The organism is Acinetobacter sp. SWBY1, from assembly GCF_002946595.1.
In the GTDB taxonomy this organism is placed as follows: domain Bacteria; phylum Pseudomonadota; class Gammaproteobacteria; order Pseudomonadales; family Moraxellaceae; genus Acinetobacter; species Acinetobacter towneri.
The window spans coordinates 1425069-1448762 of sequence record NZ_CP026616.1; the positions used below are offsets into that span (position 1 = coordinate 1425069).

21 protein-coding genes and 1 riboswitch are annotated in these 23694 nt (G+C 41.6%); of the genes, 4 read left to right on the forward strand and 17 right to left on the reverse strand.

The features are described from left to right. Nucleotides 1-65 precede the first annotated feature (65 nt). The 17 genes from rlmN to C3Y93_RS06900 all read right to left on the reverse strand — a co-directional run bounded on the left by rlmN (nt 66) and on the right by C3Y93_RS06900 (nt 18271). The gene (gene rlmN / locus C3Y93_RS06825) at nt 66-1298 is read right to left on the reverse strand and encodes a 23S rRNA (adenine(2503)-C(2))-methyltransferase RlmN (protein WP_004975094.1); all 1233 of its coding nucleotides are present in this window, start codon (nt 1296-1298) and stop codon (nt 66-68) included. A 136-nt stretch (nt 1299-1434) separates the two neighbouring features. Further along, complete coding sequence (gene ndk / locus C3Y93_RS06830) at nt 1435-1866, reverse strand: nucleoside-diphosphate kinase (RefSeq protein WP_004975092.1); 432 nt, start codon at nt 1864-1866, stop codon at nt 1435-1437. Between the two features lie 162 nt (nt 1867-2028). Continuing rightward, the gene (gene iscX / locus C3Y93_RS06835) at nt 2029-2229 is read right to left on the reverse strand and encodes a Fe-S cluster assembly protein IscX (RefSeq protein WP_104852473.1); all 201 of its coding nucleotides are present in this window, start codon (nt 2227-2229) and stop codon (nt 2029-2031) included. Nucleotides 2230-2688: 459 nt separating this feature from the next. After that, nucleotides 2689-3240 carry a phosphatase PAP2 family protein gene (locus C3Y93_RS06840; RefSeq protein ID WP_104852474.1) on the reverse strand — a complete coding sequence of 184 codons (552 nt, stop codon included), beginning with the start codon at nt 3238-3240 and terminating at the stop codon, nt 2689-2691. Nucleotides 3241-3265: 25 nt separating this feature from the next. Further along, nucleotides 3266-4549, reverse strand: a complete 1284-nt coding sequence (locus tag C3Y93_RS06845) for a glycosyltransferase family 4 protein (protein ID WP_104852475.1) — start codon at nt 4547-4549, stop codon at nt 3266-3268. Nucleotides 4550-4795: 246 nt separating this feature from the next. After that, on the reverse strand, nt 4796-5221 hold the full coding sequence (locus C3Y93_RS06850; protein ID WP_104852476.1) for a hypothetical protein: 426 nt from the start codon (nt 5219-5221) through the stop codon (nt 4796-4798). A 31-nt stretch (nt 5222-5252) separates the two neighbouring features. After that, nucleotides 5253-5876, reverse strand: coding sequence for a fimbria/pilus outer membrane usher protein (locus tag C3Y93_RS14505; protein ID WP_265735108.1), 624 nt, complete (start codon nt 5874-5876; stop codon nt 5253-5255). Continuing rightward, nucleotides 5858-7561, reverse strand: a complete 1704-nt coding sequence (locus C3Y93_RS06855; RefSeq protein WP_265735109.1) for a fimbria/pilus outer membrane usher protein — start codon at nt 7559-7561, stop codon at nt 5858-5860. The genes C3Y93_RS14505 and C3Y93_RS06855 overlap by 19 nt, the downstream gene beginning before the upstream one ends. Before the next feature lie 3 nt (nt 7562-7564). Next, nucleotides 7565-8281 (reverse strand): molecular chaperone, encoded by a 717-nt coding sequence (locus C3Y93_RS06860; RefSeq protein WP_104852477.1) that lies wholly within the window; start codon nt 8279-8281, stop codon nt 7565-7567. Nucleotides 8282-8379: 98 nt separating this feature from the next. Continuing rightward, entirely contained in the window at nt 8380-8910 is a 531-nt protein-coding gene (locus C3Y93_RS06865; protein WP_104852478.1) for a hypothetical protein, read from the reverse strand. A 731-nt stretch (nt 8911-9641) separates the two neighbouring features. After that, the gene (locus C3Y93_RS06870) at nt 9642-10568 is read right to left on the reverse strand and encodes a branched-chain amino acid transaminase (RefSeq protein ID WP_004975074.1); all 927 of its coding nucleotides are present in this window, start codon (nt 10566-10568) and stop codon (nt 9642-9644) included. 34 nt (nt 10569-10602) lie between these two features. Next, nucleotides 10603-13347 carry a bifunctional [glutamate--ammonia ligase]-adenylyl-L-tyrosine phosphorylase/[glutamate--ammonia-ligase] adenylyltransferase gene (gene glnE / locus C3Y93_RS06875; RefSeq protein WP_096901524.1) on the reverse strand — a complete coding sequence of 915 codons (2745 nt, stop codon included), beginning with the start codon at nt 13345-13347 and terminating at the stop codon, nt 10603-10605. Between the two features lie 176 nt (nt 13348-13523). After that, a complete protein-coding gene (locus C3Y93_RS06880; RefSeq protein WP_004975071.1) occupies nt 13524-14330 on the reverse strand; it encodes an enoyl-ACP reductase FabI in 807 nt (268 codons plus the stop codon). 179 nt (nt 14331-14509) lie between these two features. After that, nucleotides 14510-15502, reverse strand: a complete 993-nt coding sequence (locus tag C3Y93_RS06885; protein WP_104852479.1) for a DUF2804 domain-containing protein — start codon at nt 15500-15502, stop codon at nt 14510-14512. Between the two features lie 203 nt (nt 15503-15705). Next, on the reverse strand, nt 15706-16227 hold the full coding sequence (locus C3Y93_RS06890; RefSeq protein ID WP_104852480.1) for a DUF1543 domain-containing protein: 522 nt from the start codon (nt 16225-16227) through the stop codon (nt 15706-15708). 174 nt (nt 16228-16401) lie between these two features. Continuing rightward, the gene (gene trpB, locus C3Y93_RS06895) at nt 16402-17646 is read right to left on the reverse strand and encodes a tryptophan synthase subunit beta (protein WP_004975067.1); all 1245 of its coding nucleotides are present in this window, start codon (nt 17644-17646) and stop codon (nt 16402-16404) included. After that, nucleotides 17618-18271 (reverse strand): phosphoribosylanthranilate isomerase, encoded by a 654-nt coding sequence (locus C3Y93_RS06900; protein WP_104852481.1) that lies wholly within the window; start codon nt 18269-18271, stop codon nt 17618-17620. The genes trpB and C3Y93_RS06900 overlap by 29 nt, the downstream gene beginning before the upstream one ends. 192 nt (nt 18272-18463) lie before the next feature. Continuing rightward, a riboswitch (cobalamin riboswitch) is annotated at nt 18464-18688 on the forward strand. A gap of 35 nt (nt 18689-18723) precedes the next feature. Here C3Y93_RS06900 and C3Y93_RS06905 point away from each other — a divergent pair. The 4 genes from C3Y93_RS06905 to C3Y93_RS06920 all read left to right on the forward strand — a co-directional run bounded on the left by C3Y93_RS06905 (nt 18724) and on the right by C3Y93_RS06920 (nt 23576). Next, the gene (locus tag C3Y93_RS06905) at nt 18724-20559 is read left to right on the forward strand and encodes a TonB-dependent receptor plug domain-containing protein (RefSeq protein ID WP_104852482.1); all 1836 of its coding nucleotides are present in this window, start codon (nt 18724-18726) and stop codon (nt 20557-20559) included. A 95-nt stretch (nt 20560-20654) separates the two neighbouring features. Further along, nucleotides 20655-21239: a cob(I)yrinic acid a,c-diamide adenosyltransferase gene (locus tag C3Y93_RS06910; protein ID WP_104852483.1), complete on the forward strand. Its 585-nt coding sequence runs from the start codon at nt 20655-20657 to the stop codon at nt 21237-21239. Nucleotides 21240-21406: 167 nt separating this feature from the next. After that, a complete protein-coding gene (locus C3Y93_RS06915) occupies nt 21407-22120 on the forward strand; it encodes a glycerophosphodiester phosphodiesterase (RefSeq protein ID WP_004975054.1) in 714 nt (237 codons plus the stop codon). Nucleotides 22121-22409: 289 nt separating this feature from the next. Further along, nucleotides 22410-23576 (forward strand): acyl-CoA desaturase, encoded by a 1167-nt coding sequence (locus tag C3Y93_RS06920; protein ID WP_104852484.1) that lies wholly within the window; start codon nt 22410-22412, stop codon nt 23574-23576. The last annotated feature ends 118 nt before the right edge of the window (nt 23577-23694 follow it).

Consider the following 23694-nt stretch of genomic DNA (forward strand, 5'->3'; position numbering starts at 1 on the left):
GGCTTATTCAATGGACATCCCCTTTGCGTCTTCGTTCGATGCAAGTTAGTTATCTATACAAGTCATTATCCTTGCGAGCGTATGATTTCATTTTGCGCTGCAACTTTCTTTTTCCACTGTTCGGCACGGCGGGTGCGGTCTGCCACTTGTCCGACCAATTGCCCACACGCAGCATCAATATCATCACCACGTGTCTGACGAATCGTACACACAAAACCTGCATCAGACAAAGTTTTTTGGAAAGAAATAATTCGATTTCGGCTTGAACGTCCATACGGCGCGTGCGGAAATGGGTTAAATGGAATCAAATTAATCTTGCTTGGCAGGTTCTTGAGTAGCTTAATCATTTGCTGCGCATGTTCAGGATGGTCATTTACACCATCTAACATGACATATTCAATGGTCACGTGTTTACGCGCACTTTCGTTGCCATCTTTGCCAATATAACGCTGACAAGCTGCGATTAATTGTTCCAATGGATATTTTTTATTGATTGGAACAAGTTCATCACGCAGTTCGTTATTGGTGGCGTGCAAAGAAATTGCCAAAGCCACATCAATATCTTGTGCCAATTGGTCAATTTTAGGTACAACACCCGAAGTCGATAAAGTCACACGACGCTTAGACATGCCATAAGCAAAGTCATCTAGCATAATGCGCATGGCGTTCAAGACGGCATCGTAATTCAACAACGGTTCGCCCATACCCATCATCACCACGTTGGTCACAGAACGCTCACGTTCAATCACAGGCACATCTTCCATATAGGAATAGTTTGCCATCCACAACTGACCAATAATTTCGGCTTGGGTTAGGTCACGCTGAAAACCTTGTTTACCCGTAGAACAAAATGAACAGTCCAGTGCACAACCTACTTGCGATGAAATACACAGGGTTTTACGTGAGCCAGTTTTGTCTTCGGCAGGAATCAGAACGGTTTCGACCAATGAGCCTTCACCATCACCGACACGGAATACCCACTTACGAGTACCGTCTTTAGAATAATTTTTATGCACCACTTCAGGCGCTTTAATTTCACAAATCTTTTCCAGTTTTTCACGTAACTTGCCTGAAATATTGGTCATTTCAGCAAAATCTGTAACAAAAAACTGGTGAATCCATTTCATCACCTGCCCTGCACGGAATTTCTTCTCGCCTAAATCTTCAAAGAATTTTTCCATTTGTGGACGTGACATGCCAAGGAGATTCACTTTCTCTGCAGTCGCAGACTGTGCAGGAGCGGACGCAGATGCTTGCTGAACATCTGTTGCAGATGCAGCGAGGACTTCTGTACTCATGTGTGTATACCTAAACCATGTCTAAAGATGAAAGGAGAAGCTCAAGAGGTGAGCAAAGGTTTATTCAGAAAATAAAAATCGGAGAATAAAAAACCAGATAAGCATAATAACACTTATCTGGTTTGAATACTGCGTATTAACGAGTACGTGGGCAAACTTCAGTTTGAGCAAAGAAGTAGTTTACTTCACGCTCTGCAGATGCAACTGAGTCTGAACCGTGAGCAGCGTTTTCGTCGATGCTTACAGCGAAATCTGCACGGATTGTACCAGGAGCAGCTTCTTTAGGGTTTGTCGCACCTAAAATTTCACGGTGAGCAAGAACTGCGTTTTCACCTTCAAGAACTGAAACAACAACTGGACCAGAAGTCATGAACGCAACTAGGTCACCAAAGAAACCACGTTCTTTGTGCTCAGCGTAGAAGCCTTCAGCTTCAGCTTGAGAAAGGTGTTTCATTTTAGTCGCAACGATTTTAAGACCAGCTTTTTCGAAACGAGCAAAGATGTCACCGATGTGGTTTTTAGCAACTGCATCTGGTTTTACGATAGATAAAGTACGTTCAATAGCCATGATTGGCTCCTTAAGTCAATGTTGACGCGAAAATTTTGCCGCATTATACCGAATAATGGGCTGTTTTCTGCTTTTGATGTGTAAAAAAATTGCTTTTTTCGATATGAAGCAAATTATGCAGATCGACATCGGATAAATCCGTCTGGCTTCACAGCACTATTTTTAACGTGCTTCGTCAATCCACGCCATTTGAATGGCTTCTAACAAACCTTCTGTCGATTTTTCTGGGTTATCTTCAAACTCAGGTAAAGCGCAGACCCACGCGTGTAAATCGGTAAAACGAATCCATTGTGGATCCACATCGGGATGTGCTTCATATAATTCAATCGCAATGTCGATGCTATCTGTCCAACGTAAACCCATGTGTATTCCCTATTCTATTTAAGACAGCGACTACTTTAACAAATTTCACCAAAGCTGCCTGCCTTTCTGTATCTGATCTATAACTTTTCAAATATGATTTACACACATAAAACCATACTTAATGGTACTCAATCACATACATCTGATACTCGGAAACGTCATCCACAACCTGAGCAAAAACAAGCACTGCTTTGTTTGCAGCGCAAGTCAATAATGGAGCAGTAATCCAAATATGGAAAATCGCTTTTATGATGAGTAGCGTTACTCCGCAAGATGATGTTCTCGCGAAACACTCAGCTTCTCATTTTGCTGAATGCAAATATGTGTAGTAAAGTAGGTCGAACCGAAGGTTTATCCAACTGTTTGACCGTAATTAATAGGACTCCGTTATAACTCTTTAGCCCTCTAATCAATAAATTCATACTCAAGTTCTTAATATAAACTTGAGATACAAACCACTTATAAAACAATATTTACATAAGGTGCAGTCAAAATAATCACACTCGCTACAGCCCCTCCAATCATCGCCCCGACGGCCACATCACTTGGATAGTGCAAACCTAAAATCATACGGGAAATAGCTACCAAAATCGTAAAGGGCAACATCAACATCAACAATACTGGCTGAATATAACCCAACACTGTGGTGGTCATTACTGCATGTAATGTGTGACCAGATGGAAAGCTAAAATGATCTAAGGGACGTTCACCCAAACGGATCACTTGGTGTACCTGATACGGACGTGGACGGACGGTTTTTTGTTTTAAATATTTATAAATACCTGTGCCGACAGATCCGCCTAACAACAGATAAATAATTTGTAAACTATAACCAATGCCCTGCATCATCCATGCACTTGCGAGCATGACATACCAGAATACGCCATCGCCCAAACGGCTAATAACTTTAAAAAATTGTGCCACCCGCTGAGAGTGGGAAAAATGGTTAAGATACAAACAGCCTTTTAAGTCGAGATCCAGCATTCTTATTTTTGCATTTTTAAACTTCATCAGTTCTCTCCTCTTTGGCGTATAGCTAAGATGGCATGTGTAGCTCCTTCGCCACCAGATATAACGCCTGCTCAAATTGTTGGACTGGATACTGCCAGCCAATATTTAAAGTCGCTTTGCGGGCGTGTTCGCCCATCTGTCTAAGGGTTGTAAGATCGGGAAGTCGGTGGATATGACCGACCAAATCTTCTGGCTGACCGAGTGGACTCAACCAGCCTGTTTCATTCGGTTTTAGATGTAAACGTGCGCAAGCATAGTCATAAGCAATGACAGGCAAGCCACTGGCCATAGCTTCTAACACGACATTGCCAAAGGTTTCGACCTGACTGGCAAAAGCAAACACATCGGCACTGGCATAGGCTTGTGCAAGTGCTGTGCCGCTTAAACTACCTGTAAAAATGATATCTCCCTGAGCGTTCATGGCTTCTAAACGTTCACGGTCTGGCCCATCTCCAACAATCACCAATTTCACAGGCTGTTCGGTATTTTTTGGCATACGCTGATAGGCATTAATAATAAGATTGACTTCTTTTTCAGGTGATAAACGCCCTACATACAACATCACCCGCGTGTTTTCACTGGCACCCCAACTTGCTCGCAGTTGGGTCGAACGAAAATACGGGGAAAAATATTCAACATCGACACCACGCCCAACCACCACTAAAGGCCCTTGCACGCCAAACTGACGCAATGATTTTTCGGTGTGGCTACTTGGCACACAAGTCAGCGATGTATTGTTATGAAACCATTTTAGATAGTGCTGAATGGGTTTGAGTAAAAATGCCAAATCGAAAAAACGGCTAAAATCCTGAAAAGCAGAGTGAAAACCACTCGATACTGGAATATTTTTGGACTTTGCAATTTGTAAACTAGCTAGACCCAAAGGACCTTCAGTCACGATATGCACCACATCGGGTTGAAACTCATCTAAAGCCTGCGAAAGTTTAGACCACTGCGGCCAGCCAAATTGTAAATTATGATATTTAGGAATGGCTTGTGCTTTTACCAGACATTCTTGATACGGTTGGAATTGAGTGCAGGCTTGTTTTTGTTCAGGGCGAATCAATAAAATTTTGTGTCCAAGTTCCTGCAATCCTTTGCAAAGCTGCAACAGTGAACGTGCCACACCATTAATTTCAGGTGGCCAAGTTTCTGTCACGAGGGCAATTTTTAAACGTGGGCGGACGAGGTCTGAGAGTTCAGAGGTAGGCTGGCTGCTTTTTTGTTTTTGATCTTGTTTGAAATAAAATTTAAACGCATCGCTGTAACGCTCTAACTTACTGCTCTGCTTTGCCAATACATTGCTCATCGCCTTATGCTCAATTCTTATTTTATGCTTGCTAGCATAGAGCAGCAGCATTGCAGTAATATGATGCTTTGGTGACACATTTGTCATTTTTTAAACAACTCGATGATCGCCTATACCTAGTTTTGCACACATAGTTTTATGTATGAAAAAAAAGCAGATATTGGATACCTGCTTGCTGAATATTTTTTTGGCTGAATACCTGATCTGCGGTGCATTTTGTCTGGATCTGCCGCACATCTAAGCCCTCTAAAAAAGCAAATTAATATACCATTCATCGGTATAACGTCCTGCTGGTGTTGTCAAACTCGGTTGTTCATCCAAGCGTACCGCGACACTGTATTTATGTCCTGTCGTAGAAACATGCCCTGCTATAGGCGTGTTCCACAAATTTGTTTTTGCTCCCATAATACTCATACTGGTACGTAAACGATGTGTGCCATTATTCACAAAGCTGCTGCCATGTTTGTCACGTAAATTACGACTACTGAACTGAATACTATAACCTCGATCACAGCGCACATTAAAACTGGTTGCGGTCTGGCTACGGTATTGTGAGCTCATTTGCAATAAAGATTCACTGACCGAACCAATGGTGCAAGCCTGTGCAGGAAAACAAATCCAGCATCCACACAGCACTAGACTTAATTTTTTTACCATCCCTAATCTTTTCATGTTCTCATCCTCAATCATCCTGCTGATATACTTACTGACAAATCAAGTCTAACTGTCTTGTTTGTGGAACAGTGCCTGCTTTAAGTTGAGGGACTTCAAGCGAACTATGGCAAACTTTTCCACCTTTGGTTTTAACCTTAAGCATATAACTGCCTGCTTTCACACCATATAAATGTACTTTTCCATCGCTGCCCACAGGTACAAATTCAGTTGCATCATCACTTAAATACACTTCACTGCCCTGCACAAAGGTCTGCTGATCGGGCGTAAGTAAACGCAATATGATCAAACCTGTACGCTGAACAGGGAAATTCACTTTATAGCCACGTTGATTCATGCCAATCACTTTTTGGCTTGAATATTCAAAGCTGTCATACATATCTAACTGGTCTTGATCAAAAGACACGTCGTAATTGACGTAAGGCACAATGTCATGCACAAACGCATAGCCGTGTTGATTGGTTTTACCAACAGGTGTTAAGGCACGCTGCACTTCCACATTTGGAATATCGCCAACATTCACCAAAGCAAAAGCATTGTCTACATATTTGGTCATGGCCCATTTACGGTCTAACCACACTACTGCACCCTGATAATTGGCTTGACTGTAGCTAAAGCTCTCACTTTCATCGTGGCTTAAATATAAATTTCCCATCGGCATTTCAGGGCGGTATAGGCATTTACTCCGACATCCCCTTCAGCTTGTTGGTGACGCACAGCAAGGGTGTAATCCACGCCATTTTGAGTCAGACTACTTTGTGCATAACGCAACTGAGTTTGCTCATCAAAATTATGTGAAAGCTGCGCACTGCGGCGTTGGTCAAATTGATAATTCAGTGTTAAATATGCCCCGTCACTATCCTGCACTTTCAAATCTTTATAATAAGAAAACGACAGTGAAGTTTGACGCCCAAACATACGATAAAAACCAACTGTAAGCATTTGGCTATCTGCAAAGCTATTATTTGCATTGGGATGATAACGGCGCTCTAGATAGTTCACATTTAAGGTATTGATTAAAGGAATATTGAAAATACTGACATAAGCTAAGTTGTCGTATTCCACTGTTTGTGTCATATCGCTATAACCCAAACCACGATATTCAGGACTGTAGTATTTATGACTTGCACCAAGTGCAACCCGACTTCCATTACGGCTTAACGAAGCGCCAAAGGTATAACCATCGCCCCAATCACTGTGGCTAGACGCAGCATGCGTATCTAACAAGGCATATTTGCTGAGAGATTGCGTCCATAGCAACCCGACATTCTGCACATCTTTGCTATAACTTAAATTGGTTCCTAAAGTCGTGCTGTCTGTAATTCCACGTCTGAAATAAAGGTTGCCAAAAAACTCCCGATAATCATCCGACACGTAGTCGTAGTCATAACGCAGCTTTCCTGCAGAAAAGTTGTATTCGTTCAGTCCTGGTTTGAGTAGTTGCGTGGTGACATAAACTGGAAAAGATTGCACGGTACGATTTCCCAATACATCTTCCACGACCACTTGCGCCTCGCCCGACTGCTGAATATTTGCACCCGTATTTAAGGTATAGTGCCCAGGCGTCACTTGTTGCTGATATAGATTGATGCCATTAATGTATAAATCGACGGTGGATGGCAGTACAGCACTGCCTCTTAAGGTGGGTACATTCCAATAAATAAAGTCTGGATAACTACTAAAATTTGAACCAAAAGACACACCACCAAATCTAAATGTATCTAATAAAGGATTGTAAACGCTGGTGTTATCACCCAAAGTTAAACGCTGATAACGTGATGGAAATTCAATTTCAAAACTGGTATTCAAACGCAGCAGCTTATCTTGATCCTGTTCTGCCTCTTTGCGATACATCATGCCATTTTTAAAAATCCAGTAATCTTTAAAAATACCAAGCTCCGCCAAGCCATTTAATTCATTGTAATTATCATAACGTGCATACAGCACATCATAATTTAAAAAACCGCCCAACTCTGCTTTAGACGGAATCGCATGGGTTTGGCTCAATTGTGCATCTATAAAATAGCTGGCAGGTACAGTTAATTTAATCGCTTGCAGCGCAAAATCTTGCTCAGACTGAATTTCATTGGTGGTTACAGAACAGAACTGAGTTTGTGCGCTGTGTTTTTGTAAACGGTCTTGCTGTAAACCGAGTTGTTGCAAAACCTCGCATTCCATATAGCGTTGCCCATCCTGCTGCAACACTAGACTTTCAATGACACGATCTACGCCATTTAGCCAGACACTATTCAATGCCATTTCAGTATTGGCAGCATTGGCGGGTAATGGTATCCCCCACAGGACACATTGCAGCGCAAAAAACAGTCGAGTTCTATGCATGATTTAGCCCTTCATTTTTAACTCAATGGCTTGCTCACTTTTATCTGTTTCAAGTTTGAGTATGTAATTTTTCAAATCACTGAGTTTGATTTGCCCCATATCAAAGCTGTGTTTTTGTTGATTTAACAAATATTTCATTTCACGTGTGGTTGCGATGGGTTGTTTTTGTTGGTTTAAAATGCTGATTGAAGAAATTTGCACATGCGATGCAGCATGATTTTCTATCTCTAAAAACAAATGGTCGTTTTGATAACGCGGGGTTGCAGTCACCTGAATGGCATCTTGCTTACCCACAAATAAAGGAACAGAAATCGTAAATAAAAATTGCAGAGCGTCTTCTTCCACCACAGGGGCAATTTCTTTAAAAACAATACGCCAAGTTTTTTCTTGCGCCATTTCTTCCTTAGAAAGTGGTCGGCTAAAACCTACGCGTATCACTTGTTGTGCATTCGGTTGTAAAACAAAGTTTTTAGGATTAATTAAGATGTCTTGTTCTGGTTCTAGCACATCTTCACCCTGTGCATTTTGCGACCATTTGTAGGCAGACATTTCAAAGCTTTTCGGTTCAGTAAGATCTGTGGCTTCCATGACCACCGTTGCACTGCGCTGTCGTGCTTTATCGCCCAAATACATTTGAGTCGGTGAAATCACCAAATTTGCATAAACTGCCTCTGCACATAAACAACTTGCGACCAGCACATATTTCAATAATTTTTTCATGCATCCCCCAACAATGTCTGATTACGCTTGTCTTTAGACTAAAAAGTTGACTCCACCCTGTCGGTAAAGCCAACTGATTCAGATTGCGTTCAAGTGAATTAGAATGACACTCGAATGTTGTATTTATCGGTATAGGTACCCGCTGGTTTAGAAATACCTACACCGTCACTTTTAACCAAGACATTGTAAGTACTCCAGCCATTGTTGCCTGGCGCAATATTGGTTTGCTGATCGTTTAACTGAATCAAAGATGGTGAACCCGCACGTTTGGTTTCAACCGTTAAGCCCACTGCATGATTACCTGATTTGGCTGCAGATTTGGTTGTTTTGCCTCCACCAACACGGTTGTCGGTATCGACCAATAAGTTGTAGTTTGCATTCGCCCCAACCATAAATTGACCAGAAGCTTGTGCACCATCTTTTAATGAGATACTTGGTGTTTTCACTTTCAGCTCACAGCGCTTAGGCACAATCACTTGAATTGGAATACTTCCTGTACATGGCCCTTCGTTACATACTGGGGTTGGCTTAGGGTCTGGTTTAGGATGATGATTACTACCCGCCATTGTTACCGTTGAAAAAGCTCCGAAAACAATCAAAGCAGCAGCAGTTTTAATAAATTTAGACATGTCACTTCTCCATAACTCTTATAAAAAACCATTTTTTAATCATTCACTCACTTGAGATATCGTTAGAATTATTGAAACTCAATCCTTAGCGAGCTTCTTCATTTTAGGTATTTCTCACAAAAAGCCATCTATACGCCCTAATTCACACAATATTAAATAAACCTTGGAATTCAGCTAATTAGGAGATTAAAGTACTGTTTTAAATGACATCGCAAAAAACTAGGGAGCAGCCCACTCCCTAAAACTTGTGATACCAATTCTAGGGATACCCAAAAAATATATTTATTTACATTTAAACCAACACATTGTTTTTATTTTAACTTTTGTTACATTTTAAGTAGGTTTATTTTTGAAAAAATGGTCAAAATTCAGTTTTTAGCCTAATTTTTACTACACTTTTCACGTATTTAATTCACTATCTCCTATCACATTCAACAGACTGAGCGTTTTTTAACATCAAATCTCACCAATTACAGGGATTGCCTCTCGCTATAAAAAAGCCATGTTTTGGGCGGCTGAATCTATCCAAAAGATCAAATTTGCACACCACCAACTCAACGAAGAAACAGTTGATCATTCATCTATATCTGTAACGTGAGAGATAAACCTCGCAAGATGTTTAGCTAACTCATAACGCAATAGCAGACAAAATAAAACCCCATTCAAACTATTGCCTGAACGGGGTCATCACACCTGAGTCAATCATGTTGACTCAGGTACACACGCGTGACTTATTTAACGTAAGTCAACCAATGTGCATATTTGTCATTCTTGCCTTGAACTGCGTCAAAGAAAGTTTTTTGAATTTCAGTAGTAATTGGGCCACGTGAACCACAGCCAATTACACGGTCATCGTATTCACGAATTGGGGTAACTTCTGCTGCTGTACCTGTAAAGAAGGCTTCATCGGCAATGTAGAATTCATCACGCGTAATACGGCGTTCAACTACCTCATATCCCAAGTCTTTAGCAATGGTGATCACCGTTTGACGCGTAATACCATCTAAAGCACCGCCTGCGATGTCTGGTGTATGTAAAACGCCATCTTTAATTAAGAATACGTTTTCGCCAGAACCTTGACATACATAACCTTGTGGATCCATCAACATCGCTTCGTCATAGCCTGCTTGCGCTACTTCTTGGTGTGCAAGAATAGACAAAGTGTAGTTACCAGAAGCTTTAGCTTTACACATGGTCACGTTTGGATGATGATGCGTAAACGATGAAGTTTTAACGCGAATACCTTTAGCCATCGCTTCTTCACCCAAGTATGCACCCCAACCCCAAGCCGCAACAGCAGCATGAATGGTGTTATTGGTTGCAGCAATACCCAGTTTTTCAGAACCAATCCAAATTAATGGACGTAAATAGCACGATGAAAGTTTGTTTTCACGTACCACATCAATTTGCGCCTGTTCTAAAGCTGCTTGATCAAATGGTACTTTCATTTGATAGATTTTTGCAGAGTTTAACAAACGCTTAGTATGGTCCTGAAGACGGAAAATCGCAGTTCCGTTTGGCGTTTCATAAGCGCGGACACCCTCAAACACACCCATACTGTAGTGTAAGGTATGCGTTAAGACGTGAATTTTTGCATCACGCCAGTCAACCAATTGTCCATCTTGCCAAATAAAACCATCACGATCAGCCAAATTCATGGCACACACTCCAAATGTTTATACAATAGTCATTTTAATCCAACGCAGACATTGCAGTCGGATCAATTAATCTTTGCCATAACTTGCAAACGACCTCACGGGTATCGTACCAGTCCGCAGCATTGACTTGCATGGATTGATTTGCAAGGGCTAAGCGGTGGCTTTCGGCTCGTTCACGGAGATAAGCTTGAATCAATGCTGTCGCATCGTCGCTGGATAAGCAACCTGTTTTTGCGGCATCTTCAAGGATTCTTACGTTGTCGGAATAATGGGCGAGATCAGGATTCGACCCACTCCAGGCTAATACCGCATACTGTGCCATAAATTCGATATCAACGATACCACCTGCATCCTGTTTTAAATGAAAAATTCCATCTTTTTTTTGCTCTTTAGATGAACCCAAATGATCTTTCATTTTTTGACGCATTTTCAGCACTTCACTGCGGACATAAGCTTCATCTCGCGGCTGGGTTAAAATCTGACAACGCAACACTTCAAACTTGTCACGTAAACATTGCTCACCCGCAATACTGCGCGCACGCACTAAAGCCTGATGCTCCCACAGCCACGCACTTTTCAGTTGATATTGCTCAAAGGCCCGTAAACTGGTCACCAATAAACCCGCATCTCCCGAAGGACGTAAACGGGTATCGACATCATAAACGCGACCATCTAAAGTTTGCGTGGTCATTAAAGATACAAATTTACGTGCCACCCGCATAGCAAATTCAAAGCCACTGATCGGTTTAATGCCATCAGTATCGGCTTGTTCATCCATGTTGTGAATAAAAACCACGTCTAAATCTGAGCCGTAACCAAGTTCGATGCCACCTACTTTGCCATAACCAATAATGGCAAAAGCGTTATGCTCCAAACCACAGCGCTGTCCTTCACTGTCTAGCGGATAACCATGTTTTTTGACAATCATTTGATAGGCCAGTTGCAGGGCTGCATTTGCAGTCACTTCGGCAATATCAGTTAACGCATCTGACACTTTCATTAAGTGGCTTTCTGCCAGTACATCGCTGGCCGCAACTGTCAATACGTTGGATTTTTTGAATAAACGCAGCACCCGCATGAGGTCTTCAACTTCATCCAGTTCAATGCGCAGCAATTGTTGGCGTAAAGAATCTTCCAAATCACTGCGTTTTGGCAATTCAAAATCCATAGATAAAAATTCATCCAACAACACAGGATATTGCGTTAATTCTTCACAAATCCACGGGCTGACTGTGGCCATTTTTACCAAGCGTTGCAGTGCCCCCTTGCTTTCAATCAGCATGACCAAATACACGGTACGACGCAGAACAGATTCGACCAGTGGCATTAAACGCATCAATGCCATTTGTGGATTTTCTGACTGCAACACTGCTTCAATCAAGTGTGGCCAAAAGGTTTTTAAACGCTGTAAAGCTTTGGCGGTGAGTTTTTTAATGGCATGTCCATACCAGAACTCATGCACTAAATTTTTCGCTTGATCGTCTAGTACCGCATCGAGCTGTTTTTCTAGCTGACTGTAATTTTCCAGCAAAGAATCGGGTTCATTTTCTTTAATTAAATGCTCAAACTGATAAATGACTTTGACACGCTTTTCATTTAGGGTCTGCATAAAGCTGTCCCAATCGGCAAAGCCCAAAGTATCGCTAATGCGTGCGCGTAACTCAGGTTCAGTCGGTAAAGCTTGGCTTTGCTGATCATTCAAGGCTTGAATGGCATGTTCTACTCGACGCAGGAATAAATAGGCATCTTCCAAATCCAGTACGGCTTGTGGCTCTAGCAATTCAGCTTCGCCCAAATGGCGCAAACTCACCAAACACTGGCGGTCTTGTAATTCTAGTTTTGAACCACCGTAAATCAGCTGAAAAACCTGCACAATAAATTCAACTTCACGAATACCGCCCGCGCCCAATTTAATATTGTCTTCAATATTACGACGCTGCACTTCGCGCTCAATCATGGCTTTCATTTCGCGCATGGCTTCAAAGGCGGTGTAATCGACATATTTGCGGAATACGAAAGGTCGGGTCATTTCCAGCAGTTCATAACCTTCTTGCCCACCTGTGATAATACGTGCCTTAATCCAAGCATAGCGTTCCCATTCGCGTCCATGCTGGCTTAAATATTTTTCCAGTGCGACATGGCTAATCGCCAAAGCAGAACCATCGCCCCACGGGCGTAAACGCATATCGACGCGGAAAACAAAACCATCGGCGGTGATATGATCTAATAGATAGATCAGTTTTTGTCCCCATAAAATGCAGAATTGCTGCACTTCAATACACTTGCGTCCATTGGTTTCGCCTTGTTCATCAAAGGCAAAAATCAGGTCGATGTCGCTGGATAAATTCAGTTCCTGCGCACCATGTTTACCCATGGCGACCACAATCAGGTCTTGGACTTTGCCGTTATATCCCATCGGTTCGCCATGCTTGGCAACCAACGGAATCCGCGCAAAATCTTTGGCAACTTGCACACAAATATCGGCAAAGTCTGAAAGTTCCTGTGTCAACGTCACCACATCGGTGAGTTGGTTGGCATCTTGCCAAATCCAGCGGAACATTAAACGCGCGCGTAAAATTCGCAGGGTTTTCATCCACAAGGTTTCATCTTGAATGTCTTGTAAAGTCGAAATCACCAGTTGATGAATGTAGTCTGCGCTCAGCGGTTTTAGGAATTGGTCAATTGCATAATCCTGCTGTAACAGGCTTTCGTGATTTGCCAAGACTTGTTCTGCATATTGACTGGCATGTAACGTTTTTTGCAATTGTTCCGCATTCATTTTTAAGACCTAAAACCCAGTTTTATTTTGAAATATTGTCAACTCATCTATTTATAGCAGCAGATGCGCCAAAGAAGAAAATAAAATTACAGCAATCTGCAAAATACCTCTTGCTTAAAATGCAGCGATAAAAAAACCGAAGCCTAAACTTCGGTTTTATCTGCTTGATGCAATGCTTATTCAGCATCTAGCATTAATTCTGCGCTCATACCAACCGTGTTAAAACCTGCATCGACATACAGAATTTCACCAGTAATACCATTCGCCCATGGTGAGCAAAGGAATAATGCCGCATTACCAACATCTTCAATGGTCACGTTGCGTTTTAAAGGTGCAACTTTTTCATTGAGGTCTAACATTTTACGGAATGATTTAATGCCTGATGCGGCAAGCGTACGAATTGGGCCTGCAGAAATTGCATTCACGCGAATACCGTCAGCACCCAAGCTTGAAGCCAAGTAGCGTACACCTGCTTCTAAAGATGCTTTCGCCATACCCATGACGTTGTAGTTTGGCATCACACGCTCAGAACCTTGATAAGTCAAAGTCAATAAGCAACCTTGGCGTGCTTGTAATAATGGTTTTGCAGCACGTGCCATCGCAATAAAGCTATAAGCACTAATGTCATGCGCAACTTTAAAACCATCACGATCTGTAACATCGGTAAAGTCACCATCTAAAGTATGCGCAGGCGCAAAACCAATCGAGTGAACCAAACCATCCAAACCATCCCAGTGCTTTGCCAAGTCAGCAAAAGCTTGCTCAATTTCTGCATCTACGCCTACATCGCAAGGCAATACAATGCTTGAGCCAAATTGTGCAGCGAAGTCATCAACACGTTTTTTGAGTTTTTCATTCGGATAAGTAAATGCTAATTCTGCACCTTCACGATGCAATGCTTCTGCAATACCAAATGCGATAGATAATTTACTTGCAATACCAGCAATTAAAAAACGCTTACCCGCCAAAAGACCTTGTGCCATGTGAAACTCACCTTGATATATTTCGCAGTATCATGCCAATTCTGAACGCATAGTGAAATTGCATAATGCGCCTTTTTTTGCCGTTTATGTAAAAACTCAATGGCGATTCAAGTGAGTGATAGATGACGTCACATGATGATCTGCAAGTGGTGACGTACAATCTTGGTTAAAAACTTGCCCTACCACTTGGCATAATGCTGTTCAAGCAAGCCGTATTCGTTTAACAAAATAATTTCGGTATCGTCTTGTTGAATAGTACCACTAATTTTAGCTTGCCATTGGCTGAACTGACTGCCGACTAGACGCAAATTCAGGTTTTCATAACGGCGCCAACCTGTGCTGACAGTTAAATTCAAACGATGATCCAGTGAGCGAATGCTCCACGAGCCATCATCCTCAGGTTGGAACAACACATCTGTTAAGGGATACAGCACGCCATTAATCCACAAACAGTTTTCGTTGCCAAAACTTTCATTCACACCAGAAGCCAGATTCAAGCCTACACGTCGGTTTTCGGTATCCCAGAAGTTGCACGACAACCAAAACCATGCCGTTTCAGGACGTAAAAACCCGCAGGTGTCATCTAAAGAGGCAAAGGTGCGTTCATGGAATTGAATGGTTTGTCCAGTTTTATTGATAAAATAGCCTTCACAGCCGAGCGTAGTCAGTTTTTGAGTATAAGTCCAACCATTAATACCTGTTGGGCTACACATACTTAGCGGGTCTGTGCCTGCACAAAATATCCGCGCACTGAGTTTAATTTCACCATATTTGGTCACGCGGATATAACGCACACCATTGGCATGTTGAATTTCAATTTGAAATGGCGATTTTTCAAAAAAACTTTGATTAAATAACGGTTGCTCATCTAAAACCGTATTACGCGATAAAAAATTAATCGCATTCCATTCCTGCACTTCGCCCGTCATGTGATTATAAATATAGACAAAACCGTGCCCTGCCCAAGCAATATCGGCAATCGCAAGCCCAATGGTATAGTGTTCGTGCTGAATACTACAAAATTTAAACTTTTTATATTTTAAGCGTTTACGCCAACCCGACAATACTTCACCATACGGTGATTTATATTGATAAGCCTGATAATCAATTTTTTTGGGAAGTTCACTAAAACGTCCATAATACGGTTGTCCATTCGCCTGAATTAAATCCATTGAAGACATTCCCTATTGTCTAAAAACAATTCATCTTTGGTCGTATTATGCCTACAAATGCATGTACAAAAAACCCGCAGCTTATGATTTTGTTCAAAAAACTATAAAAGCATAGATTGTTTTACTATTTTAAGGCTTGAGCGTTCACTAAATATACAAAATATAAATTAATAGATATCTTTCCCTCAATATTCTGAAGGTATTTAAGCATCAGCATTCAAAGTCAGATAGGTATTTTCCCAACGATTGCCTGAAAATGAGCCTTCAACCAATTGCACATAGCGACCATGCACCTGATCTATCGCAATACAATCATCTACCTCTAAGACCCGATCGGTATGTTGTTTTTGCCAGTGCTGGGCAAAATAGGCTTTACCACGCTGTTTTGCCACCATTGGATTTTGCGCCACCACCAGTACATAACGATGTAACTCGCCAAACTCACGCGGATCATATCCACCTAAATTAATTAAATACAGTCGGTTTTCTGCCTGATTCGGCTGCGCATCGGTAAATTTTAAATAGTAGGATTTACCTTCAAACTCAACACCATTAATTTGCGCCCATGCGTCAATATGCAAACCTTTCGGTTCTGCAAACCAAGCCTGCTTGAGTTGCGGATAGGTCTCTTCTAAAGAATCGCCTACCGCAAGTACCACATCATGCACTTCGGTATTGGCTCGCGCATGACGTCCGCCTAACATCACGATAAATAAACTGGGCATATCAGACTCCTGCGCAAATATCCTAAGCTTGATGGCTTTTATAGTTGATGATTTTTAAGCATGATTGTTTAAAGTAGCGAGAATTTTTCAATCCTCCAAATAAAAAATCGTGCCGAATTGCTTCAGCACGATTGAATTGAAATGTAGCATACTTTATTTCAAGCAGTTTACGATTTACATATCCACCATTTCCACGCCATCAATGCGGGCAACAGTCATTAAGTCTTTATCGCCACGACCTGAAACAGTCGCAATAATGATTTGGTCTTTATCCATCGTTGGTGCAAGCTTGCTCACATAAGCCATAGCATGCGAGCTTTCTAAAGCAGGAATAATCCCTTCGATACGGGTTAAATCACGGAAACCTTGCAAGGCTTCTTGGTCATTGATTGGCACGTAATCGACACGGTGCATATCTTTCAGGAAGCTGTGCTCTGGTCCTACACCTGGATAATCCAGACCTGCAGAAATAGAGTGGGTTTCAATGATCTGACCTTGTGCATCCGACATTAAATAAGTACGGTTACCGTGTAATACGCCCACGTGTCCTGCATTCAATGGTGCAGAGTGTTTGCCTGTTTCAATGCCTAAACCTGCAGCTTCGACACCGTACATTTTCACTTCGGCATCGTTCAAGAATGGATAGAACAAGCCCATGGCATTAGAACCACCGCCTACACAAGCTACTAATGCATCAGGTAAACGACCTGCCTGCTCTTGAATTTGGCGACGCGCTTCACGACCAATAATCGACTGGAAATCACGTACCAATTGTGGATATGGGTGTGGGCCAGCGACCGTACCAATCACGTAATATGTAGAGTCAACATTGGTGACCCAGTCACGCATGGCTTCGTTCATGGCATCTTTTAAGGTTTTTGAGCCACTTTCTACAGGTACAACAGTTGCACCAAGTAAACGCATACGGTACACGTTCATGGCCTGACGCTTCACGTCTTCTGCACCCATGAACACCACACATTCCAAGCCTAAACGAGCGGCAATGGTCGCGGTTGCTACACCGTGCTGACCTGCACCTGTTTCGGCAATAATGCGTTTTTTACCAGACAGTTTTGCCAACAGTGCCTGACCAATGGTGTTATTCACTTTATGTGAGCCAGTATGGTTCAAATCTTCACGTTTTAAGTAAATTTGTGCACCACCCAACTCTTTTGACCATCGCTCAGCATAATACAAAGGACTAGGACGACCTACATAGTAGGCGAGATCGCGGTCGAATTCTGCCAAAAACTGCGGATCATCTTTCATGCGGAAATACAATTTCTCTAAATCTTGTAAAGCCGCCATCAGCGTTTCTGACACAAAACGTCCGCCATGGATACCAAAATGCCCTTTTGCATCTGGGAATTGGGTATAGTCAATCACTGAGTTATTGTGATTTGTACTTTGCTGATCCACGTTGGACTCCTTGCATGAAGTTTTCTATGAGTTGTTGGTTTTTAATACCTTTTGCAGATTCCACTCCGCCACTAACATCAACGGCATAGGCTTGGGTGGTCTGAATTGCATCTTCAATATTGGCAGGGTTTAAACCACCCGCCAATATTAAAGGAATATCGAGTTTGGGGAATTTTGACCAGTCAAAACTGTGTCCTGTTCCACCTTTCAGCTCAGGATGCCACGCATCTAATAATACTGCGCTTGCACCTGCTTGTTGATAGCTTTTTATCGCATCCAACACATTTAAATCAGGTTTGACCTGTATGGCTTTGTACCATCTGCGTCCGACTTGCTGTGCTATTTGCTGACATTGCAATGGTGTTTCATCACCATGAAATTGCAGAATATCTAAAGGCACTTGTTTTAGTACTGCGGCTATGTCGTCTGCACTGGCATTTACAAACAAGCCAACCACTTGCACATAAGCGGGTATGTGTTGCACAAGGTTTTCTGCTTCAGCAATGCTGACATTACGAGGACTCAGTGGATAAAACACCAAGCCAATTGCATCTGCACCCGCATGCACAACACTGTTTATATCTTGAATTCGCGTGATTCCGCAAATTTTGGCACGGGTACGCATCGTTTTGGACTCTAATCCTGATTTTCAATTTTCATTTTGCTGATCTTGCTGTGCGTGACTTTAAAATTGTCTGTTCACACTAACAAAATCAGATATTGGGGCGAATCATTGTAATGCAATTTTAAGGGGTTGAGTGAAGTTCAGGCGGATTATTCTGCATTTCCGTTGTTTAAATGGCATACAGACTTTATACTTCGCGCAAATGCAACGAGTCCTAGCTTTGAGCTTTAGGGAAGTTGGTGAAAGTCCAACACTGCCCCCGCAACGGTAACCATGAAACGTATATCAATTTAAATCTTATGATTTACACCACTGTATGAACAATATGGGAAGGTGGATATACAGCGAAGCAATCATAAATTAGAAGATGCTTGGCACATTGAAGTCCGGAGACCTGCTTGTTGTGCCCTTAACTCAATCATTCACGTGGGGTGAATGTACGGAGCAAAGTCATGTCTACTCTTTTTCAGCCTACTGCTTTAGTGGGCGCAATTGCGCTTGCAATGGGTTTCTCTACGTCTGTATCTGCACAAGACAGTTCTAATGTTGTAAATGCATCTTTAGACACTTTGGTCGTTACCGCGACACGTTCTGAAGAAAAGATTGAAAATGTACCTGCACGTATTTCTGTGATTTCAAAAGCTGAAATTGAAAAAAATCCAGCGCTCAACCTCAATGATCTTGTAAAACAAGATGCCGCTCTCAATGTTGTTCAAACTGGTGGTCTTGGACAAACAACCTCCATTTTTACCCGTGGTACAAACTCAAACCATACGTTAGTACTTAAAGATGGTGCTGCTTTAATTGAAGGTATTAACGGTAAAAATAATTCAGAACTTTTAGACTTGTCTGATGTTGGTCAAATAGAAATTCTTAAAGGGCCTGCTTCAGTTCAATATGGTTCCGATGCAATTGGTGGTGTTATCCAATTATTGACTGATACCCCTGAGAAAAATAGTGCATTCATCACTGGATTGTATGGTGAGAACAATACCTATAAGGCTCTTGTAGGATTAGACCTTAATCAAGATGGTTTTTTTGCCCAAATTCGTGGTCAGCGCTTAGAAAGTGATGGTACCGAAATCTTGAATACCCAAGAAAAAGATCAAGCAAGTTATGATCAGAAGGGCTACAGTACTAAAATTGGATACAAACAAGATAACTTTAAAACAAGCGTATCTATTAGTGAAAATGAAGGTATCAATCGCTATTTAGATTATTCAACAGGTACAAATACTGCCAAACGTGATTTTAAAAATCAGCTTGTTAACTGGAATGGCCAATACCAATTTAGTGATGCATTAACAGTAAATGCGCGTTATTCAAATTATCAAGATGAAGCGACATATATAGAAACATATTCGTATGCTTATGAGAGTGAGCGTGATGAAGGCGATATCAATTTAAATTGGAAATTCACTCCAAAACAAAACTTGTTGTTAGGTGTATCAACTCAAGATACCGATGTTACTTATGACTACTTATCAGGAAAAAAGAACCTTGGGTCAACTGGTTATTACTTACAACATCAATTTAATAATGCCAATGTACATACTCAAGCAGGTATTCGTTTAGAAGATGATGATCAATTTGGTCAACATACTGTTGGACAAGTTGCAGGACGTTTACAGGTTGCTCCTTTAACCAGTATTTATGCCAATATAGGCACCGCATTTAAAGCCCCTACCGCTTATCAATTATATGCTGGCTTTTATGGTAATCAAGATCTTAAACCTGAAGAAAGTATTTCTTATGAAATTGGTCTAGATCAACAATTTCATTATGGTTTAAGTGCAAATGCTTCTGTGTACTATACAAAAGTTAAGAATCTAATTGGCGCTAATGAATTATGGCAGTATGTCAATATAGATGACGCGAATATGACTGGCGGTGAAATCGGTCTAAAATGGAAAAAAAATCAAATCTTTGCATCTGCTGACTACGCTTACGTAAAAACAGAAGATGAGTCTACTGGATTTGAACTCATCCGTCGCCCACGTCAAACCTTCACTTTTACAACAGGGTATGATGATGGAACTTATGGTGTAAATACATCTCTAATCGCACACTCTCATGCAAATGCTCAAGCTCGTCAAAACTCAATTAAAGTGCCTGGATATACAACGATTGATCTCAATGCTTTCTGGAATGTGAATCCAAACATTAAATTGTTCACTAATATCCAAAATATTGGTGATGTGAAATACAAAGCTGTCTATTCAAGCACCGATACTTGGTACATCAACGGCGGTCGTTTCGCTTCAGCAGGGGTAACTTTCCGTTATTAATTCTCAGCTTCAAAAAAATATATAAAACAGCGCAGTTTATGGATAATGTTTTGACCGGCATTATCCTTTTTTTCATTTCTACCTAAGGAAAAGTTATGGGCCACCGTTTAAGCAAAATTTATACCCGCACAGGCGATTCAGGCACAACAGGACTGGGCGATGGCTCACGTGTCGCCAAAGACGACTTACGCATTCATGCACTGGGCGATGTCGATGAACTCAATGCCTGCATAGGCGTATTGCGCTCACAAATTACACATAGCAGCATTCAAGACAAAAACACTTGGGACAAATCGCTTAGCCTGATTCAGCACTGGCTATTCGATTTAGGCGGTGAAGTCTGTATCCCCAATTACCATCTCGTACAACCACTTGCGATTGAGTTCCTAGAACAAGACATTGACCGCATGAATGAAAGCCTGCCAATGCTCAAAGAATTTATTCTGCCTGCAGGTACATTGGCATGCAGTTATGCACATCAAGCCCGTGCCGTATGTCGTCGTGCAGAACGTAGTTTAATGACCGTACACAACCGTGATCAAAATATTCAGGCACCATCTTTGCAATTACTGAACCGACTGTCTGACTGGCTATTTGTGGCATCTCGCAGCTTACAACGTGCCGAAGGCGGCAGCGAAGTACTTTGGCAAAAGAATATCAATGACAGTATTGGTAGCTAACATTGCAAACAAAATCGGAAACCAAAATAAAACCCTAATTTTGCATCTAAAAAATCCTGTCGGATGCTGCTTGAACTTTCACACCATCCGACCAAAATAAGAGATGTCATCTCTTTGTCACGTCGTACTTGCAAAATGAAAGCAAACTTTCAATTCATGAGCACATTATGCGCATAATTGGTCATCGTGGTGCGCGTGGCGAAGCGCCTGAAAACACGCTTGGTGGTTTTGAATACATTCAAAATATTGGCATTCGTGCGGTTGAGTTTGATGTGCGTCAACTCAAAGACAATGCCTTGGTGGTTATGCATGATGATCAATTCATCCGCACCACAGGACAAGACAAAGCGTTGTATGAATGTAGTCTGGAAGATTTAAACCATTATAACCATGCGGTGATGTGGTCGGACTGGAATAAAGTCGAAACCACGCCCCTACTCAATCAAACCATGACCATTATTCAAAATTTTGATCATATTGAAGTAGAAGTCAAAGCGGTCAACTCGCATGCCGCTGCCGAAAAAATTACCCAAAGTTTAGAGCAACATTTGAAGGGTTTTGAACACAACGCCATCATCACCAGTTTTGATCCGAAAATTCACTGGGCTTTGCAACAACAAAAATCACGCTTTAAACGCGGTTTATTGGTTGAAGATGATCTGCAATATCAAGCCATTGATCAGGCTTTAGAATTAGGTTGTTGCCAAATTGGTTGGATGAACGAACTCGCAACCGGTGCGCTCATTCAAGCCACACAACAGGCCAAACTGAATATCAGCGTTTGGACAGTCAACCAGATTGAACGCGCCAAACAGCTTAAAGATTTAGGGATTCAGGGTTTAATTACCGATTATCCTAAACTGATGATGCAACACTTGTAAGCGGTAACCTTAAGCATATTGATGAATAAATAAATGATTTATCGTACTTGTTTGGCTACCGTATATCATATTTCCGTAAAATCTCGCAGATACCATTATATTCTGTTACCACCCAGTACAATACAACTGTACAATAATGCTGTGATCGTGAATACGCTCATGCTAATATGCGAAAAAATTAATCCCTAAAAAATTTAATACTATGATTTCAATCTATAGATCGGTCATAGCGTTATAACGGATTAAGCGTCCATTTATACCTCCCAAGGTTCTAGGAGTGCTGTTGGAGATGAATGCTCCCTTACCCAAAGCCCCAATCAACTGGATTGCCATCTTTGCACTGGTTTTCTTACCTATTGTTGCAGTGATCGCGATTCCTTGGTATGCCTATCACCATGATTTTAGCTTAGCCGCTTGGATCAGCATGTTTGTATTACTTGGCGTAAGTAGCTTGGGTATTACAGCAGGTTATCACCGTTTATGGGCACACCGTGCTTATGAAGCTACCCTTCCCTTGAAAATCATTTTAATGATTATGGGAACATTTGCCGTTCAGAACAGTATTTTGTTCTGGGGTTCAGGTCACCGCACCCATCACCGCCATGTTGATGATGTCGAAAAAGACCCATATTCAATTAATAATGGTTTTTGGTTTGCGCACATGGGCTGGATGTTACGCGACTATCCTGCCGCAGAGCCAAACTTTAAAAATGCGCCAGATTTGTTAAATGACAAATTGGTGATGTTCCAACACAAATACTATATTCCGCTCGTAATTGCAGTTCACGTTGGCATTTTGGTGCCAATTGGTTGGGCTGTGGGCGATATGTGGGGCGTGTTGTTATTGGGCGGTTTAATGCGTCTGATTTTAAGCCACCATGTTACCTTCTTTATTAACTCGCTGTGCCACATGTGGGGTTCGCGTCCTTATACTGACGAAAATACCGCGCGTGATAACTTCTGGTTAGCAATTGCCACTTGGGGCGAGGGTTATCATAACTATCACCATATTTTCCAGTACGATTATCGTAATGGCGTAAAATGGTGGCAATATGACCCAACCAAATGGTTAATTTGGACATGCTCAAAGTTGGGCTTAGCGAAAAACTTGCGTCGTATTCCAAGCTTTAATATTAAAAAAGCAGAATTGGCGATGCGTTTTAAATATGCAGAGCAAGACTTGGCAGTTTATGGTCACAATGTAAATGATGACATTGGTCAAGTTAAAAGCCGTCTTGCGCAAGAATATGATGCCTTTACCCAAACCCTGAACGATTGGGCAAAGTTAAAAGAGCAAGAAATTCAGGCGAAAAAAGCGTCTGTAGCTGAAAAAATTCACCAAATGGATGACAAATTAAAAGTTGAATTCCAGTTGGTTGAACAGCGTCTTTCACACCATCGTGAAACATTGAACTTGCTGATGCGTAACCTAAAAAAGAACCCTGTATCTGAATAAACCTCTGTTCTGATGCACTGCGAAAGCCCTGACCTGTTCAGGGCTTTCTGCATTGTTAGGCTACAGTTTTTAAAGTCCAAGTTTGCTATAGTGAAACTCACTTTGTGCCAAGCGCTTC